This window comes from Aeromonas sp. FDAARGOS 1407 (assembly GCF_019048725.1).
Classification (GTDB): Bacteria; Pseudomonadota; Gammaproteobacteria; order Enterobacterales; family Aeromonadaceae; genus Aeromonas; species Aeromonas enteropelogenes.
This window is the reverse complement of sequence record NZ_CP077399.1, coordinates 198,345-215,060: the sequence shown is the minus strand read 5'-3', so window position 1 is coordinate 215,060 and position 16,716 is coordinate 198,345. Positions and strand designations below refer to the sequence as shown.

Annotated in this window: 15 protein-coding genes and 9 tRNA genes; 23 read left to right on the top strand and 1 reads right to left on the bottom strand. The window is 57.5% G+C overall.

The genetic code is table 11. The features are described from left to right. Positions 1–54 precede the first annotated feature (54 nt). A complete protein-coding gene (locus I6L37_RS01060) occupies positions 55–2,034 on the top strand; it encodes a bifunctional 2',3'-cyclic-nucleotide 2'-phosphodiesterase/3'-nucleotidase (protein ID WP_216993059.1) in 1,980 nt (659 codons plus the stop codon). A 90-nt stretch (positions 2,035–2,124) separates the two neighbouring features. Here I6L37_RS01060 and I6L37_RS01055 read toward each other — a convergent pair whose 3' ends face one another. Beyond that, positions 2,125–4,134, bottom strand: a complete 2,010-nt coding sequence (locus I6L37_RS01055) for a methyl-accepting chemotaxis protein (protein WP_216993058.1) — start codon at positions 4,132–4,134, stop codon at positions 2,125–2,127. Between the two features lie 259 nt (positions 4,135–4,393). Between I6L37_RS01055 and ruvA the strand changes: the two genes are divergently transcribed. From ruvA to I6L37_RS00945, 22 genes are all read left to right on the top strand, one after another. After that, positions 4,394–5,008, top strand: coding sequence for a Holliday junction branch migration protein RuvA (ruvA, locus tag I6L37_RS01050; RefSeq protein ID WP_026457701.1), 615 nt, complete (start codon positions 4,394–4,396; stop codon positions 5,006–5,008). 8 nt (positions 5,009–5,016) lie between these two features. After that, a complete protein-coding gene (gene ruvB, locus I6L37_RS01045; RefSeq protein WP_042026598.1) occupies positions 5,017–6,027 on the top strand; it encodes a Holliday junction branch migration DNA helicase RuvB in 1,011 nt (336 codons plus the stop codon). A gap of 933 nt (positions 6,028–6,960) precedes the next feature. Then, positions 6,961–8,517: a cytochrome ubiquinol oxidase subunit I gene (locus tag I6L37_RS01040; RefSeq protein ID WP_026456929.1), complete on the top strand. Its 1,557-nt coding sequence runs from the start codon at positions 6,961–6,963 to the stop codon at positions 8,515–8,517. An 11-nt stretch (positions 8,518–8,528) separates the two neighbouring features. Continuing rightward, on the top strand, positions 8,529–9,665 hold the full coding sequence (gene cydB, locus I6L37_RS01035; protein WP_061476411.1) for a cytochrome d ubiquinol oxidase subunit II: 1,137 nt from the start codon (positions 8,529–8,531) through the stop codon (positions 9,663–9,665). Positions 9,666–9,680: 15 nt separating this feature from the next. Then, complete coding sequence (gene cydX, locus I6L37_RS01030) at positions 9,681–9,797, top strand: cytochrome bd-I oxidase subunit CydX (RefSeq protein ID WP_026456928.1); 117 nt, start codon at positions 9,681–9,683, stop codon at positions 9,795–9,797. Further along, entirely contained in the window at positions 9,784–10,095 is a 312-nt protein-coding gene (locus I6L37_RS01025; protein ID WP_061476408.1) for a cyd operon YbgE family protein, read from the top strand. Before cydX ends, I6L37_RS01025 begins: the two co-directional genes overlap by 14 nt. A gap of 105 nt (positions 10,096–10,200) precedes the next feature. Next, positions 10,201–10,608 carry a tol-pal system-associated acyl-CoA thioesterase gene (gene ybgC / locus I6L37_RS01020; RefSeq protein WP_026456926.1) on the top strand — a complete coding sequence of 136 codons (408 nt, stop codon included), beginning with the start codon at positions 10,201–10,203 and terminating at the stop codon, positions 10,606–10,608. Beyond that, positions 10,598–11,287 (top strand): protein TolQ, encoded by a 690-nt coding sequence (gene tolQ / locus I6L37_RS01015; protein WP_026456925.1) that lies wholly within the window; start codon positions 10,598–10,600, stop codon positions 11,285–11,287. The genes ybgC and tolQ overlap by 11 nt, the downstream gene beginning before the upstream one ends. Further along, complete coding sequence (tolR, locus tag I6L37_RS01010; protein ID WP_026456924.1) at positions 11,287–11,733, top strand: protein TolR; 447 nt, start codon at positions 11,287–11,289, stop codon at positions 11,731–11,733. The genes tolQ and tolR overlap by 1 nt, the downstream gene beginning before the upstream one ends. Positions 11,734–11,738: 5 nt before the next feature. Continuing rightward, positions 11,739–12,860, top strand: coding sequence for a cell envelope integrity protein TolA (tolA, locus tag I6L37_RS01005; RefSeq protein WP_216993057.1), 1,122 nt, complete (start codon positions 11,739–11,741; stop codon positions 12,858–12,860). Positions 12,861–12,954: 94 nt separating this feature from the next. Further along, positions 12,955–14,280 (top strand): Tol-Pal system beta propeller repeat protein TolB, encoded by a 1,326-nt coding sequence (tolB, locus tag I6L37_RS01000; RefSeq protein WP_061476402.1) that lies wholly within the window; start codon positions 12,955–12,957, stop codon positions 14,278–14,280. A gap of 49 nt (positions 14,281–14,329) precedes the next feature. Continuing rightward, positions 14,330–14,854, top strand: a complete 525-nt coding sequence (gene pal, locus I6L37_RS00995) for a peptidoglycan-associated lipoprotein Pal (RefSeq protein WP_005313284.1) — start codon at positions 14,330–14,332, stop codon at positions 14,852–14,854. 12 nt (positions 14,855–14,866) lie between these two features. After that, positions 14,867–15,667 (top strand): tol-pal system protein YbgF, encoded by an 801-nt coding sequence (gene ybgF, locus I6L37_RS00990; protein WP_042026593.1) that lies wholly within the window; start codon positions 14,867–14,869, stop codon positions 15,665–15,667. Positions 15,668–15,841: 174 nt separating this feature from the next. Further along, a tRNA-Lys gene (locus tag I6L37_RS00985) sits at positions 15,842–15,917 on the top strand. Positions 15,918–15,948: 31 nt separating this feature from the next. Beyond that, positions 15,949–16,024 (top strand) — tRNA-Val (locus tag I6L37_RS00980). Positions 16,025–16,059: 35 nt separating this feature from the next. Beyond that, a tRNA-Lys gene (locus I6L37_RS00975) sits at positions 16,060–16,135 on the top strand. Positions 16,136–16,153: 18 nt separating this feature from the next. Beyond that, a tRNA-Val gene (locus tag I6L37_RS00970) sits at positions 16,154–16,229 on the top strand. 21 nt (positions 16,230–16,250) lie between these two features. Continuing rightward, positions 16,251–16,326: transfer RNA gene (locus I6L37_RS00965), tRNA-Lys, on the top strand. 18 nt (positions 16,327–16,344) lie between these two features. Beyond that, positions 16,345–16,420, top strand: a tRNA-Val gene (locus tag I6L37_RS00960). 24 nt (positions 16,421–16,444) lie between these two features. Then, positions 16,445–16,520: transfer RNA gene (locus I6L37_RS00955), tRNA-Lys, on the top strand. Positions 16,521–16,538: 18 nt separating this feature from the next. Then, positions 16,539–16,614 (top strand) — tRNA-Val (locus I6L37_RS00950). A gap of 24 nt (positions 16,615–16,638) precedes the next feature. Next, a tRNA-Lys gene (locus tag I6L37_RS00945) sits at positions 16,639–16,714 on the top strand. The last annotated feature ends 2 nt before the right edge of the window (positions 16,715–16,716 follow it).

Here is a 16,716-nt window from a genome sequence, read left to right as displayed (position 1 = left end):
TCAGCACTCCATTATGAGATCTGGTTCAATCAGGAGTACCCAGTGAATAAAACCATGAAGTTAGGGGTTATCGCCTCCGTCGTGCTGCTATCAGCCTGCGGAGCAGAACAACAGGAGAAGGCGCAGCCTGGCGTGGTCTCGCTGCGGCTTATCCAGACCTCCGACATTCATTCCAATGTGCTGGGGTATGACTACTACCAGAACAAGGAAGATCGCAAATTCGGCCTCTCCCGTACTGCCGTGCTGATCCGGGAGGCCCGCGCCGAAAACCCCAACAACCTGCTGCTCGACAACGGCGACCTGATCCAGGGCTCGCCGCTGGCCGACTACATCTTTGAGCAAGCGGGCGAGGGCTACCTCGACAAGCAGGCGCATCCCGTGTTCAAGGCGATGAACGAGCTGGGTTATGACGCCGGCAATCTGGGCAACCACGAGTTCAACTACGGGCTGGATTACCTCGGCAAGGTGCTGCAAGGGGCCAAGTTTCCCTACGTGAATGCCAACGTGTTCGCGGCCGACGCCTTCAAGCGCGATGGAGAGGGCAAGATCGACTGGAGCGGCAACAAGTTCACCCCCTACCTGCTGCTGGAGCGCCAGGTGACAGATGACAAGGGGCAGCCACAGACCGTCAAGGTCGGCATTCTGGGCCTGACCCCGCCGCAGGTACTGCAGTGGGACAAGCGTCACCTGCAGGGTAAGGTGGTGGTGGCCGACATGGTCGAGACCGCGAACCACTACATTCCCGAGCTGCGCGCCAAGGGGGCCGATCTGGTGGTCGTGGTGGCGCACACCGGCATCAATGCCGGCAGTTACGAGGCCATGATGGAGAATGCCGCCTGGCACCTGGCCAAGGTGGAAGGTATAGATGCCCTGATGCTGGGTCATGCCCACAAGAACTTCCCGGGGGACTTCCCCAATCTGCCGGAGGTGGACAATCAGGCCGGTACCCTGAGCGGTGTGCCAACCGTGATGCCGGGCTTTTGGGGCAATCACCTCGGCATCATCGATCTCAAGCTGGAACAGGTGGATGGCAAGTGGCGGGTGAAGCAGAGCCAGGCCAGCCTGCGCCAGATCGATGCCAGCGAAGGGAGCAAGGTGGATGCGCGAGTCACCGAGCTGGTCAAGGCAGACCATGAGGGCACCAACCAGTGGCTGGATCGTCCTCTTGGCAAGATCACCAACCCCATCCACAGCTTCTTCGCCCTGGTGCAGGACGATCCCTCGGTGCAGCTGGTGAACGATGCCCAGCGCCGGCATGCCGAACAGTTGCAAAAAGATGGCCTGCTCAAGGAGCCTTATCCGATCCTCTCGGCGGCGGCGCCGTTTCGTGGCGGGCGCAACGGCATCACGGACTTCACCTATGTGCCGGCGGGGGATATCTCCCTGCGCAACGTCTCTGATCTCTACATCTATCCGAACACCTTGCAGGTGGTCGAGGTGAACGGGGCTACTGTCAAGGAGTGGCTGGAGATGAGTGCCGGCCAGTTCAACCGGGTGGATCCCGCCAGCCGCGGGGTGCAGTGGCTGGTGAATGAGAGTTTCCCCACCTACAACTTCGACGTGATCGACGGGGTCAGCTACGAGGTGGATATCACCCAGCCCGCCCGTTACAACAAGGAAGGGGTCAAGGTGAGCGAGGGCGAGCGGATAGGCAAGCTGACCTTCAACGGCAAGCCCGTCGATCCGGCCCAGAAATTCTACGTGGTGACCAACAACTACCGCGCCAGCGGTGGCGGCCACTTCCCGGGGGGGGATGGCGGCAATATCGTCCACGAAGATCCCTTCGAGACGCGTGAAATTGTGGCCCAGTACCTGAAGTCACGTTCGGCCAGCCAGCCCCAGGGCTTCAGTCCGTTGGCCGACAACAACTGGCACATGAAGGCGTTGCCTGCTGGCGTTGATGTACGCCTCTACTCCTCTCCCCGTGAGGAGGCCAAGGCGGTGGCTGGGGCGGATCTGGCCTATCAGTCCACCTTGCCGATGGATGATGAGAAGCATCCCGGTTACGCCATCTATCGTCTGGTTCGCCAGTAACAGGGCATGGCCGGAGACAGACTTCGGCCAGTAGAAAACAACATGCCAGCCCGTTTGTCCGGGCTGGCATGTTTCGTTTCCGTGGCCGGGTCAGACCCGGAACTGGGAGAGCAGGCTCTGTTGCTGCAAGCTGACCTGATGGAGGGAGGAGGCGATATGCAGGCACTCCTGGGCCTCCTGCTCGCCGGTTCTGGCTTGTTGGCTGATCCCTGATACCTTGTCGGAAGATCTGCTCAGGGTGAGCGAGAGCTGGCCGGTGGCATCGGCTACCTGCTGCACCATGGTGGCCAGCCGGTCGATGGCCTCTTCCACCCGAAACAGGATCTGCCTGGTATTCTCGGAATCCTGCATCCCTGACTCTACCGTCTTCATGTTGCGCTGCATCATCAGGTAGGCCGTCTCCGTCTGCTGCTGGATGCTGCTGATCACCTGGCTGATTTCGGCGCTGGAGGCGGCGGTGCGGCTGGCCAGGGTACGCACCTCGTCGGCCACCACCGCAAAACCTCGACCCATTTCTCCGGCCCTGGCGGCCTCAATGGCGGCGTTGAGGGCCAGCAGGTTGGTCTGTTCGGAAATACCGCTGATGGTGGAGATGATCTGGCCGATCTGGCCCGCTTGCTCCTTGAGGGAGTTGATGGCGATGGCGCACTCGCCCACCTCCGTCACCATGCGTTGCATGCCCGTGGTGGCGGACGCCATATACTGGCTGCTCTCGACGGTCAGCTGCCGTACGTCGTTGGCATTCTGGGCGGCCATGCTGCAGTTGTCCGAGATGTGAGTGGCCACTTGCACCATCTGTTCGCTGTCCTGATGCAGCGCCTGGGCGTGTTCCGCCGTCTGGCGGCTGCTCTGGCTGATGGCTTCGACCCGGTTGACCGAGGTGTGCACGTGCTCACTGATGTGCTGGTTGTTGTCCATGGTCGAACTTATCATCTGCTGCAGCTTCTCGATGAAGCGATCCACGCTGTTGGCCAGCGAGCCAATCTCGTCATCCCGCTGCAGGTTGATGCGTACGTTGAGGTCTCCGTCCCCTGCCGCTATGTCCTGCATCCGCCTGTCGACCTGCAGCAGCGGGGCCACCAGTGTGCGGGTCAGCCAGAACCCGCAGAGGATGACCGCAATCAGGCTCAGCATCAGACAGGTCAGCAACAGGCCGTGGGTATGGCCGATGATGTCGTGCAGCCGGGCGACCTGATCTTCCACGGTGGCGTCCCCCTGGGCTTCGATATCAACCAGCTGTTTTTGCAGCTCATCGGCACTGGCCTCGTAGCTGGCCCGCTGGATTTGATAGGCGCTCAGGGCCGAAGTCCAGGTCTCCAGCAGCTGATGGTGCCGTGACATCAGGGTGCGGTACTGGCTGGCCAGCGACTGGCCGGCAAATTCGCCGCTCCCTTCGCTGTCGAACAACCCGGTGGCCAGCATGCGATCAACGGCGCTCTGGTAGAAATCGGTCGCCTCCTTGAGCTCTTCCCTGATGGCGGGGGTGACGCCCTGGCTGCGCATCTTCTCCAGCGCATAGAGTTGGCGCAAGAAACCGATGTTGGCCTCCATACCGCCATCGGCGGCTTCCCAGCGGGTGGCAAGGCCGCCATTCCAGCTGATGAGCTGGTCGGGAGACTGGGTGAGCGCCTCAACGGCGCCATCGCCGATCACTTCCAGCTGGGTCGAAATACGCCCCATGCGCTCTGCGTTATCCCGCAGCGCCTTATCCACCTCGATATAGCTGTCATGGAGGCCCAGCAGTTTTTCCTGTTGCTGCTGATACTCCTGCTTGCGCTGCGTCATGGCGGCGATGGCGGCGGTGTCGATCAGCTTGCCCTGGGCGACCCGGGACAGGGCATCGTCGGCGGTGGCCCTGGCGGCATCGAGCGCCGGACGATCAAGGGAAGTGCCGTTTTGCATCTTCTGGATATGGAGTTGCTGGTTGCCCAGTTCGATGGAGCCCTCCATGGCGCCGTCCGCGGTTTGCCAGGCGGCGCCCAGCACGTAGGAGAGCAGTGCCTCCAGCCGCTGGCTGCCATACCAGCCCGCAGCGCCCATACCCAGGGTGCAAGCGAGCAGTATGGTGAGCGCCAGGGTGAATGTGGTGACAATTTTCATCTGATGCCTTCCTTGGTATCGACACTGGTTCGAACAGAGTTCCGAGCGGATCCAGTGTGGTCGTTTATGTTCAGGCACAACGCCTGCGGCGTGGCAGGGATCGCCCGTGCCTTGTAACCAATAAGGAAAGCATGGTGGTGAAAGGCATAAAAAGCCGCTCTGACCACCCGGCGGTGTACGGCCTATGCTGGATACTTATCCAGTTATTCTTTATGCTATGAACCAATTTTTGAATCGTCGTATTGGTAAGGAGAGAGCCGTGATCGGTCGCTTGAGAGGCATTGTCATTGAAAAGCAGCCCCCCGAGGTTTTGCTGGAGGTTGGCGGGGTCGGCTACGAGGTGCAGATGCCCATGAGCTGCTTCTACGACCTGCCGGATATCGGCCAGGAGGCGACCATCCAGACTCACTTCGTGGTGCGTGAAGATGCCCAGCTACTCTATGGCTTCAACCACAAGCAGGAGCGGGCACTGTTTCGCGAGCTGATCAAGACCAACGGCGTGGGCCCCAAATTGGCGCTGGCCATTCTCTCCGGCATGACTGCCAGCCAGTTTGTCCTGTGTGTCGAGCGCGAGGAGATAAGCTCTCTGGTCAAATTACCCGGGGTGGGCAAGAAGACGGCAGAGCGGCTGGTGGTCGAGATGAAGGACAGGCTCAAGGGCTGGGTCAGCCACGATCTTTTCTCGCCGGCGGCCGTGCCCCTGCCTGCCAGCGAACCGACCCTGCGGGCGCCGGATGCGGCAGAAGAGGCGGCCAGTGCGCTGGTGGCCCTGGGTTACAAGCCACAGCAGGCCAGCCAGATCGTCAGCAAGATCGCCGCCGATGGCATGTCGGTGGAAGAGATCATCCGTGAATCCCTGCGTAGTCTGGTGTGAGGTAGTCGATGATTGAAGCGGATCGTCTCATCTCGGCAAGTGCCGCCCGTGAGGATGACATTATCGATCGGGCCATTCGCCCCAAGAAACTGGCCGATTACACAGGCCAGGATACCGTCTGCGAACAGATGGAGATCTTCATCGAGGCGGCGCGGCAACGGGGAGAGGCCCTCGATCACCTGCTGATCTTTGGCCCGCCGGGTCTGGGCAAGACGACGCTGGCCAACATTGTCGCCAACGAGATGGGGGTGAACATCAAGACCACCTCGGGTCCGGTGCTGGAAAAGGCCGGCGATCTGGCGGCGCTGCTCACCAACCTCGAGCCCAACGATGTACTGTTCATCGACGAGATCCACCGCCTGAGCCCTGTGGTGGAGGAGGTGCTTTATCCGGCGATGGAGGATTACCAGCTCGACATCATGATAGGGGAGGGGCCGGCGGCCCGTTCCATCAAGCTCGATCTGCCCCCCTTCACCCTGATCGGGGCAACCACCCGGGCCGGCTCTCTCACCAGCCCGCTGCGGGATCGCTTCGGCATCGTCCAGCGGCTGGAGTTCTACAACGTCAAGGATCTGACCGACATCGTCTCCCGCAGCGCCCGCTGCCTGGGGCTCGACATGTCGGAGGATGGCGCCATCGAGGTGGCCCGTCGTTCTCGCGGCACGCCGCGAATTGCTAACCGTTTGTTAAGGCGGGTGCGGGATTTTGCCCAGGTCAAGTCTGACGGCAAGATTGACGGCCCCATTGCAGCCCGTGCCATGGACATGCTGGACGTGGACAACGAGGGGTTCGACTTCATGGACCGCAAGCTATTGTTGGCTGTCATCGACAAGTTTATGGGAGGCCCTGTGGGGCTTGATAATCTGGCGGCCGCCATCGGGGAAGAGAAAGATACCATCGAGGATGTGCTGGAGCCTTACCTGATCCAGCAGGGATATCTGCAACGCACACCCAGAGGGCGGATAGCGACCACGCGAGCCTATGCTCATTTCGGCCTTCAGCGGCCAGATGAGAAGTGAAAACAGACACTTGAATAGAAAACCGCCGCCAACGGCGGTTTTTTTATTGGCGGGATAAAAAAAGCCCACGGCAGATGCGGTGGGCAAAGACAATTCAGGATGGATGTTCACAACCAGTGAGTACGTCCGGATACAGACCGGAAAAAAACGAGTGAGCCGTCGCGAGCTCTCAGAGTCGGTTCAATTGATAGAGTTGAACAAAAGAAAGCTTGTAGTAGCTGATGGTTTTAGCAACAAACTTTTTCATCTTCGATTCCAATAAACAGGTTCAAACGGATGGTCGGATACGTACCGTGAACCCTGATTAACCGGCCTGTATCCAAGGGGATGCCCTCACTGCGAGGCGCATTGTAGGAGTTCGAATCAGCCCGGGCAAACAAGAAAAATTGCACCATTCAAATTAGTTTAACTAATGATGAATTTGGTCTGATTGATTCGCATGAGTATGCATTGTTTGCAGTTTTAAATTGCTTTTTCGAAGCGGCCAGAACAATCCGGATAACATGATAAACATGACCTTGGCTGTTATTTTTGAATTAAACTACAGAGCAAGATGTTAAAAATTTAAATTGATTTAAATCAATGTTTTACATCAAATATAATTTTGTGATCCAGCTCTCTTCATCGCTTTGTAAATAGTTTAAAGATGCCTTTTGAAGTCATGTATTTGGGTCGCTTTTACATTGATTTCAATCAAATAAAGGTGATATAAAACCACGGTCATCATGGGCGAGAATAAATTCCAGCTGGTTGTTTTAGAATTGTTAAACATTAGCTTTCTTTGTTCTCAGATATTGCCTTGTTGTTAATATTGGTCGTTGGTGAAGGGGTTTTGTTGTGAGGATTTACAGCGAGCTCCATTTGCCAACCCCCAACGGAAGCTTTGTCCCTAAATCTTAAAATAGCCGTGCCAATAATCGGTGAGGAAACATCATGATTGCTGAGCATGTGGTCGACCTATCGCGGTTCCAGTTCGCTGCGACGGCCCTTTATCACTTCTTGTTTGTCCCCCTGACGCTGGGAATGACCTTCATTCTCGCGATCATGGAATCTGTCTATGTTATGACCAACAACCCCATCTACAAGGACATGACCAAGTTCTGGGGCAAGTTGTTCGCCATTAACTTCGCCCTCGGGGTGACCACGGGTTTGACCATGGAGTTCCAGTTCGGGACCAACTGGGCTTACTACTCCCACTATGTCGGCGACATCTTCGGGGCCCCGCTGGCCATCGAAGGGCTGATGGCCTTCTTCCTGGAGTCCACCTTCGTCGGTATGTTCTTCTTCGGTTGGGATCGTCTCTCCAAGCATCAACACCTGGCTGCAACCTGGTTGATGGCGCTGGGGACCAACCTCTCCGCCCTCTGGATCCTGGTTGCCAACGGCTGGATGCAGAACCCGGTCGGTGCCGAGTTCAACTTTGAATCCATGCGGATGGAGATGGTGAGCTTCGCCGATCTGGTGTTCAACCCGGTAGCTCAGGTCAAGTTCGTGCACACTGTTGCAGCGGGCTACACCTGCGGCGCCATGTTTGTACTGGGCATCTCCTCCTACTACCTGCTGAAGAATCGTGATGTGGCCTTCGCCCGTCGCTCCTTCGCCATCGCTGCCGCGTTTGGTATGGCCTCCATCCTCTCCGTGCTGGTGCTGGGTGACGAGTCCGGTTACGAGACAGGTGAAGTGCAGAAGGTGAAACTGGCTGCCATCGAAGCCGAGTGGGAGACTGAACCCGCGCCGGCTGCCTTTACCCTGTTCGGTATTCCGAATCAGGAAGAGATGCGCACCGACTACGCCATCAAGATCCCTTATGCCCTTGGCATCATCGCGACCCGTTCCCTGGACGGTCAGGTGACCGGCCTCAAGGATCTGAAGAGCGAGCACGAGCTGCGCGTGCGCAACGGCATGACCGCCTACGACCTGCTGACCAAGCTGCAATCCGGCGACAAGTCTGACGAGACCCGCGCTCGCTTCGACGAAGTGAAGCAGGATCTGGGTTACGGTCTGCTGCTCAAGCGTTACACCAACAATGTGACCGATGCGACCGAGGAGCAGATCATGGCTGCGGTGGATGACTCCATCCCGCACGTACTGCCGCTGTTTTTCGCCTTCCGCATCATGGTGGCGACCGGCATGGTGATGCTGGTGCTGATCGGCCTGGCCTTCTATGACAGTGCCCGTCACCGCATCGGCGAGCGCAAGTGGCTGCTCAAGGCCCTGCTGTGGGGTATCCCGCTGCCGTGGATCGCCATTGAAGCCGGTTGGTTTGTAGCTGAGTACGGCCGTCAGCCCTGGACCATTGCGGAAGTGCTGCCGACCTTCGTCTCCGCTTCCAACGTGCCTGCGTCCGAGATTTGGTTCTCTCTGATCGGTATCTGCCTGTTCTACACAGTGCTGCTGATTATCGAGATGTACCTGATGTTCAAGTTTGCCCGCCTCGGCCCTAGCAGCCTGAAGACCGGCAAGTATCACTTCGAACAGCTCAAGGCATAAGGAGAGTAACCATGTTTGATTACGAAACTCTGCGTGTCATCTGGTGGGTGCTGGTCGGTGTGCTGCTGATCGGTTTCGCCATCACTGACGGCTTCGACATGGGGGTGGGCGCACTGCTCCCCTTCGTCGGCAAGAAAGACATTGAACGTCGTGTCATGATCAACTCCATTGCCCCCCACTGGGATGGCAACCAGGTGTGGTTGATCACCGCAGGTGGCGCCCTGTTCGCCGCCTGGCCGCTGGTTTATGCCACCGCATTCTCCGGCTTCTATGTGGCGATGATCCTGACCCTGATGGCGCTGTTCTTCCGTCCGGTCGGTTTTGACTACCGCTCCAAGCTGGAAAGCCCGAGATGGCGCAACAACTGGGACTGGTGCCTATTCATCGGTGGTGCCGTACCGCCCATCGTGTTTGGCGTGGCGTTTGGCAACCTGCTGCAGGGCGTGCCGTTCGAGTTCAACCAGTTCCTGATGTCCACCTATCACGGCAACTTCTTCGGCCTGCTCAATCCGTTTGGCCTGCTGGCCGGCGTGGTGAGCCTGTGCATGTTCCTGGCGCAGGGCGCAACCTGGCTGATGATGAAGACCGAAGGTGAAGTGCTGGCCCGCTCCCGCACCGCCGCCATCGGCAGCTCCCTGCTGACCATGGTGCTGTTTGCCCTGGCCGGTTGGTGGGTCAGCGGCATGGATGGCTATGTCATCGTCAAGGCCGCCGCGACCGATGCCGTCTCCAACCCGCTCGGCAAGGAAGTGGTGCAACAGGCCGGCGCCTGGATGAACAACTACAGCCTCTACCCGTGGATGGTGGCAGCCCCCGTGCTGGGCCTCTCCATGAGCCTGCTGGTTGCCGTGTTTGCCAAGCTGAACAAGGGTTGGCTGGCGTTTACCTGCTCCTCCCTGGCGATGACAGGCATCATCCTGACCGCCGGTTTCTCCATGTTCCCGTTCGTGATGCCTTCAAGCCTTGAGCCGTCACAGAGCCTGACCATGTGGGATACCACTGCCTCCTTCAACACCCTGCAGGTGATGACGGTGGCCGCTGCTATCTTCGTGCCGATTGTGCTGGGTTACACCCTCTGGACCTACATCAAGATGTATGGCCGGGTGACCAACAAGCACATCGAAGATAACCAACATTCGGCCTACTAAGAAGGAGCCCTGACAATGTGGTATTTCACCTGGATCCTGGGTCTGCTGCTGGCCTGCGCATTTGGCATCATCAATGCGCTGTGGTTGGAACACACCGAGAACATGGATCGCCAGATCGATGAAGACAAGTGATCGACTCGCCAGGCTGGCCGCTCCCCTGGAGCGCCAGCCATGGCAGGGATTGATGTTGTTGGCGGCGGCCCTGTTGGCCGTCGCCATCTTGCAGGCCCCGAACCTGATCGCGGCCAATACCAGTGAACACGGTCACTGGCTGGCGCCCTGGCTGATGTGGGCAGTCTGCTGCGGTGTGCTGCACGGGCTGGGATTCCACCCCCGCAGCCTGTTCGGACGCCTGTTCTTCAACCCCTGGCTCGCCTTGCCCAGTTTGTTGTACGGGCTCTGGTTGATGCAGTCATATTTCCTTTCATAAAAAACGGGGGGAGGCAGGATTTCCCTGTCTCCCCCTGCTTCTTTCCTATTCAGCCCTGCGCTATGATAGCCCCCCATCTGACTGTCGAATGGATCACAGATTGCTATGGGGGAAGTCTTTGAGTTTCCGGTGCGTGTCTACTACGAAGATACCGACGCCGGGGGCATCGTCTACAACGCCAATTATCTCAAGTTTATGGAACGTGCTCGCACCGAGTTTCTTCGTGCCATGGGCGTCGAACAGGACGTCCTGCTGCAGGAGGGATTCGCCTTCGTGGTGACTCGCACTGAGATCGATTTCCGCTCGGCGGCCCGTTTTAATGAATTACTGAATGTGTTAACGCAAGTGACTGAAATGAAACGCGCATCCCTGCGCTTTTCCCAGCAGATCCTGGCGGCCGACGGGCGACTTGTCGCCCGGGCCATGGTACAGATAGCCTGTGTCAGTCATCCGCAAATGAAACCTGTCGCAATACCTGAAAATATCAAGGGAGTGCTGTTAAGTGCACGCTGAAATTTCGTTTATTGGCCTGTTTTGGCAAGCCAGCCTGTTGGTCAAACTGGTCATGATCACCCTGATGGGGATGTCCGTGGTCTCCTGGGCGCTGATTATCCAGCGCTCCAAGGTGATCAAGGCGGCCAATCTTGCCTCCGAGCAGTTTGAAGACAGATTCTGGTCCGGGGTCGATCTCAACCGCCTCTATCAGGAGTCTTCCTCCCGCCGTGACGACATCGAAGGCATGGAAGACATCTTCTACTCCGGCTTCAAGGAGTACGCCCGTCTGCTCAAGGCCGGCGCCCGTGGCCAGGATGCGGTGATGGACGGTACCTACCGTGCCATGCGTGTCTCCCTTTCCCGCGCGGTGGACGATTTGGAATCGAACCTGCCGGTGCTGGCGACCATTGGCTCCATCAGCCCCTATATCGGTCTGTTTGGTACCGTATGGGGGATCATGAATGCCTTTATCGCCCTGGGTCAGGTGCAGCAGGCGACCCTGCAGATGGTGGCTCCGGGTATCGCGGAGGCGCTGATCGCCACCGCCATGGGTCTGTTTGCGGCGATCCCGGCGGTTATCTTCTACAACCGCTTCTCCAACAAGGTCGAGCGGCTGGAGAACGCCTATGCCAACTTCATGGACGAGTTCTCCACCATTCTGAACCGTCAAATTGCTCAGCAGCAGGGTGATCAGTAATGCAAACCTATCAGCGGATCCGGCGCAAGAAGGTGGCCGAGATCAACGTGGTTCCCTATATCGACGTCATGCTGGTGCTGCTCATCATCTTCATGGCGGTGACGCCCGTGATCACGCAAGGGGTCAAGGTCGATCTGCCGCAGGCTGAATCCGAGCAGCTGCCGGAAGATGCCAAGCCGCCCTTCATTGTCAGCGTCAACACTGACGGTGAATACGTGATCAAGGCGGGCGAGGCGGATGACGAGCCGGTCCCCAGTGGCACGCCCGAGGCGATGCAGCAATACATCACCGAGAAGGCCATGGGCTATCTGGCCATCAACCAGAACGCCCCCGTGGTCGTCGCCGGTGACAAGGCTGTGCGCTACGAGGAGGTGATCCTGTTGATGGTGGCCCTCAAGAATGCCGGTGTGCCTCAGGTTGGTCTGATGACGGATCCGGTGAACTGACGGAGATGGATGTGAAGCGTGGTATTTCCGGTTATCTCGTTGCATCGTTCCTGCTGCATCTGATCATCGGCATCATCCTGTTTGTCGGTCTCGACTTCAGCAAGCCCAAGCGACCCGAGTCAACGGGGCAGATCGTCAATGCGGTGATGCTGGACAGCGAATTCCTGGAGCAGCAGGCGAAGCAGATCCAGCAGCAGAAGGCCCAGCCCAAGGCTGCCGAGCAGAAGAAAAAGGAAGAGGCGGAGCAGGCCAAGCGTGAGCTGGCCCAGGAACAGGAGCGTCTGCGCATCGCCGAGACCAAGCGCAAGGAGGCCGAAGAGGCAACCCGCAAGGCCGAGGCCGAAAAACAGAAAAAAGTAGCCGAGCAGAAGCTGGCGGAAGAGAAGGCCCAGAAAGCCGAGGAAGCCCGCAAGCTGGAAGAGCATAAGGCCAAGAAGGCGGAAGCCGAGCGCAAGGCCGCAGAAGATGCCAAGGCGCTGGCGCTGAAAAAGAAAAAGGAACAAGAGAAGAAAGAAGCTGAGGAGAAGGCCAAGGCAGAAGAGGCCAAGGCCAAGAAAGCGGAAGCGGAGAAAAAAGCCAAGGCCGAAGCCGAGAAGAAAGCCAAGGCGGAAGCAGAGAAAAAAGCCAAAGCCGAGGCCGAAAAGAAGGCCAAGGAAGAGGCGGCCAAGAAGGCAAAAGCTGACGCAGAGAAGAAAGCCAAGGAGGAGGCCGAGAAGAAGGCCAAGGCCGAGGCTGAACGCAAGCGCAAGGCGGCGGAAGAGGCCAGATTGCAAAAAGAGATGGAAGCCATGATGCAACAGCAGCTGGCAGCCGAGGCCAATGCCCGCAGTCAGGCGGCATCGGCGGCGGCGCAGGGAGAGGTCGACAAATACGCAGCCCTCATCAAGGCCACTGTTGAGCGGTATATGATTTTGGATCCCACAATGCGGGGCAAAACCTGTACTATCGGTGTACGTCTTGCGAGCTCCGGTTTTGTCATCTCGGTGGATAATGGCCAGGGTGATCCGGCTGTTTGTCGCTCCGGCAAGGCGGCGGTCCTGAAGGCTGGCTCCTTGCCGGTACCCAAGGATCCTGCGGCATTCGAGATGTTGAAGGAGTTCAACCTCAAGTTGGAACCGAACATCTAAACACGGGATAACGGGGTCATTGACTGTGGTGGGCAGCATCTTGCTGACAAAGGAATTGAACCTCTCATTTTTATTGGAACCGAGTATTTAAGCCATGATCAGAAAAGTGTTTTTTGCTTTGGTTGGCTGTTTGTTGCTGGGCCAGAGTGCCCAGGCGGCCCTGGACATCGTCATCACAGGCGGTATCGATAGCGCACGTCCCATCGCCATCGCTCCCTTCAAGTGGGAAGGCAATGGCCAGCTGCCGCAGGACATCGCCGAAGTGGTTTCCAACGACCTGATGCGCAGCGGCAAGTTCAAGCCGCTGGCCCGCAGCCAGATGCCGCAGACCCCGAGCACCAGCGGCGAGATCAACTTCGCGCCCTGGGCTGCCCAGGGGGTAGAAGCGGTCGTGGTCGGTACCATTGCGCCGGTCGGGGATGGCACCTACAAGGTCAACTTCGAGCTGGTCGATGTGCTCAAGGGCCAGCTGGCCAAGGCACAGGGCGGTGAAAGCAGCGGCTACATCCTGGACAGCCGGATGGCGACCATCCCGGGTGCCCAGATGCGCCAGTTTGCCCACCGTATCTCCGACATCGTCTATGAGCGTCTGACCGGCGAGCGTGGCGCCTTCCTGACCCGTCTGGCCTATGTGGCGGTCCAGCAGGGTGCCCAGTTCCCGTATCAGCTGCGTATCTCCGATTACGACGGCTACAACGAGAAGACTCTGCTGCGCTCCCGCGAGCCGCTGATGTCTCCCTCCTGGTCGCCGGATGGCAGCAAGCTGGCCTATGTGAGCTTCGAGAACCAGAAGTCCGAGATCTACGTGCAGGATATCTACACCCAGCAGCGCAGCCTGATCACCAGTTTCCGTGGCATCAACGGGGCGCCTGAGTGGTCTCCGGATGGTCGTCGTCTGGCTATCGTTTTGTCCAAAGATGGTCAGCCTGATCTCTATGTCGTTGATGTGGCTAGCAAGCAACTCACTCGAGTCACCAATAACCGCACCATCGACACCGAACCGTCCTGGATGCCGGATGGGCAAACTTTGCTGTTCACCTCCGAACGTGGTGGCAAACCCCAGATTTATAGCGTAAATTTGTCGACTGGCGTGACTCGCCGGATGACCTGGGAAGGTGAATCCAACCAGGGGGCATCCATTACTCCGGACGGCAAGACCATGGTGATGGTGACCCGGGTTCAGGGACAATATCGCATCGCACGTCAGGACATGGAAACCGGTGCTCTGTTGGTGTTGACCCAAAGTGCTCTGGACGAGTCGCCCAGTGTGGCTCCCAATGGCAGCATGATCATTTATGCCACCATCTATCAGGGTCGTAAGAGTCTGGCATTGGTGTCGACTGATGGTCGCTTCAAGGCTGTGCTTCCGACCAGTAGCGGTGAAATACGTGCACCAGCTTGGTCGCCCTTCTTGAATTGATAAAAATCCGATTGTTTTTTGTTTTGTTATAAAGGTTTAAGGAAATAGCATGCAACTCAATAAACTGCTCAAGGGTTTGGCCATCGCACTGCCACTGTTCACCCTGGCCGCTTGTAGCTCTTCTTCTGATTCCGACGCCGCTGGTGCCGAATCAGGCATGACCGACGGCATGGGCGGTGTACAAACCGGCGGCGCCAACGGTATGTTGTCCCCGGAAGAGCAGATGCGTCAGAAGTTCGAAGCACTGCAGCGTGACAACGTCATCTACTTCCCGTTCGACGGTTATGACATCCAGGGTCAGTACGCTGATCTGCTGGATGCCCACGCCAGCTACCTGCGTGAGCGCCCGTCCGTCAAAGTGCTGATCGAAGGTCACGCCGACGAGCGTGGTACTCCAGAGTACAACATCGCGCTGGGCGAGCGTCGTGCCAAGGCTGTTGCCAAGTATCTGCAAACCCTGGGTGTGCAGGCTGAGCAGCTCTCCATCGTCAGCTATGGCGAAGAGAAGCCGCTGGATCTGTCTCACACCGAGGATGCCTTTGCCAAGAACCGTCGTGCGGTCCTGGTTTACTAAGGTTTGATTCGGATGAATTTTGTGTATAAGCAAGCGGCCATTTCGATGGCCGTTTTATTTGCAGTCACTGCTCATGCCGCGGCTCCGGTCAGCGATCTGGGCGGTGATTCGAGCGGTGGCGTTATCCTCAGTGGCAATAACGGCGCCATAGTCCCGTCTGGCAGCCTGGAAGACAGGGTTGCCCTGCTGGAGCGTACCCTCAACGCCCGTCTGCGGATGCAGGCCGAGCTGCAGCAGCAGGTTGACTCCCTGCAAGGTGAAGTCTCCGAGCTGCGTGGTCAGCTGGAGCAACAGACCTATCAGATGGAACAGTCGCAGGAGCGTCAGCGTCAGCTCTATCAGGAGCTGGACAAGGTCGCCAGCAGCCAGCAGGCCGCTCCAGCAGCCCCTGCCGCGCCCGCCACCACTCCAGCAGCAGCGGCCAACTACTCGACCAACCAGGACGAGAATCAGGCCTATGACGCCGCGGTGAACATGGTGCTCAAGGAGAAGAACTACGACAAGGCGATTCCTGCCTTCGAAGGGTTCATCAAGCAGTTCCCGAACTCCAGCTATGTCCCCAATGCCCACTACTGGCTGGGTCAGCTGCTGTTCAACAAGGGGGACAGAGCCGGTGCCACCACCCAGTTTGCCACTCTGGCCAACAAATACAGCAAGTCGCCCAAGCGCGCCGATGCCCTGCTGAAGCTGGGAATGCTGGCACAGCTGGATGGCAAGAAGGCGGAAGCCAAGAGCTTCTATGAGCAGGTGATCAAGGGATATCCCAACACCTCGCCAGCCCAGTTGGCCAAGCAGAGCCTGAGCAAGCTGTAACATTGCCGTATGTTACTGTTTTCGTAACGGTACTGTAAAAATGGCGCGCATTTGTATGCGCAGTGAGCAAACGGATTTAAATTACGAATTTTAGGTTGCACCGGAAATTTAAATCCGTAATATAGGCCGCCGTCAGAGCCGAAGCGGAAACGCGGTCGGAGCTGGTCGTGGTGAGGGTCGTTAGCTCAGTCGGTAGAGCAGTTGACTTTTAATCAATTGGTCGCTGGTTCGAATCCAGCACGACCCACCATTTTCTCCACCAGGTGGAGACAGAATTCCCAGGTCGTTTAGCTCAGCTGGGAGAGCACCTCCCTTACAAGGAGGGGGTCACTGGTTCGATCCCAGTAACGACCACCATATTTGCAGTAAAAAGTTTAAAAAATGATACAGATGGGTCGTTAGCTCAGTCGGTAGAGCAGTTGACTTTTAATCAATTGGTCGCTGGTTCGAATCCAGCACGACCCACCATCATTTAGCAATATCCCAGGTCGTTTAGCTCAGCTGGGAGAGCACCTCCCTTACAAGGAGGGGGTCACTGGTTCGATCCCAGTAACGACCACCAGTTTTAAAAAATGATACAGATGGGTCGTTAGCTCAGTCGGTAGAGCAGTTGACTTTTAATCAATTGGTCGCTGGTTCGAATCCAGCACGACCCACCATCATTTAGCAGTATCCCAGGTCGTTTAGCTCAGCTGGGAGAGCACCTCCCTTACAAGGAGGGGGTCACTGGTTCGAGCCCAGTAACGACCACCAGTTTTGAAAAAAAATGATACAGATGGGTCGTTAGCTCAGTCGGTAGAGCAGTTGACTTTTAATCAATTGGTCGCTGGTTCGAATCCAGCACGACCCACCATCATTTAGCAATATCCCAGGTCGTTTAGCTCAGCTGGGAGAGCACCTCCCTTACAAGGAGGGGGTCACTGGTTCGAGCCCAGTAACGACCACCAGTTTTGAAAAAAAATGATACAGATGGGTCGTTAGCTCAGTCGGTAGAGCAGTTGACTTTTAATCAATTGGTCGCTGGTTCGAATCCAGCACGACCCACCATC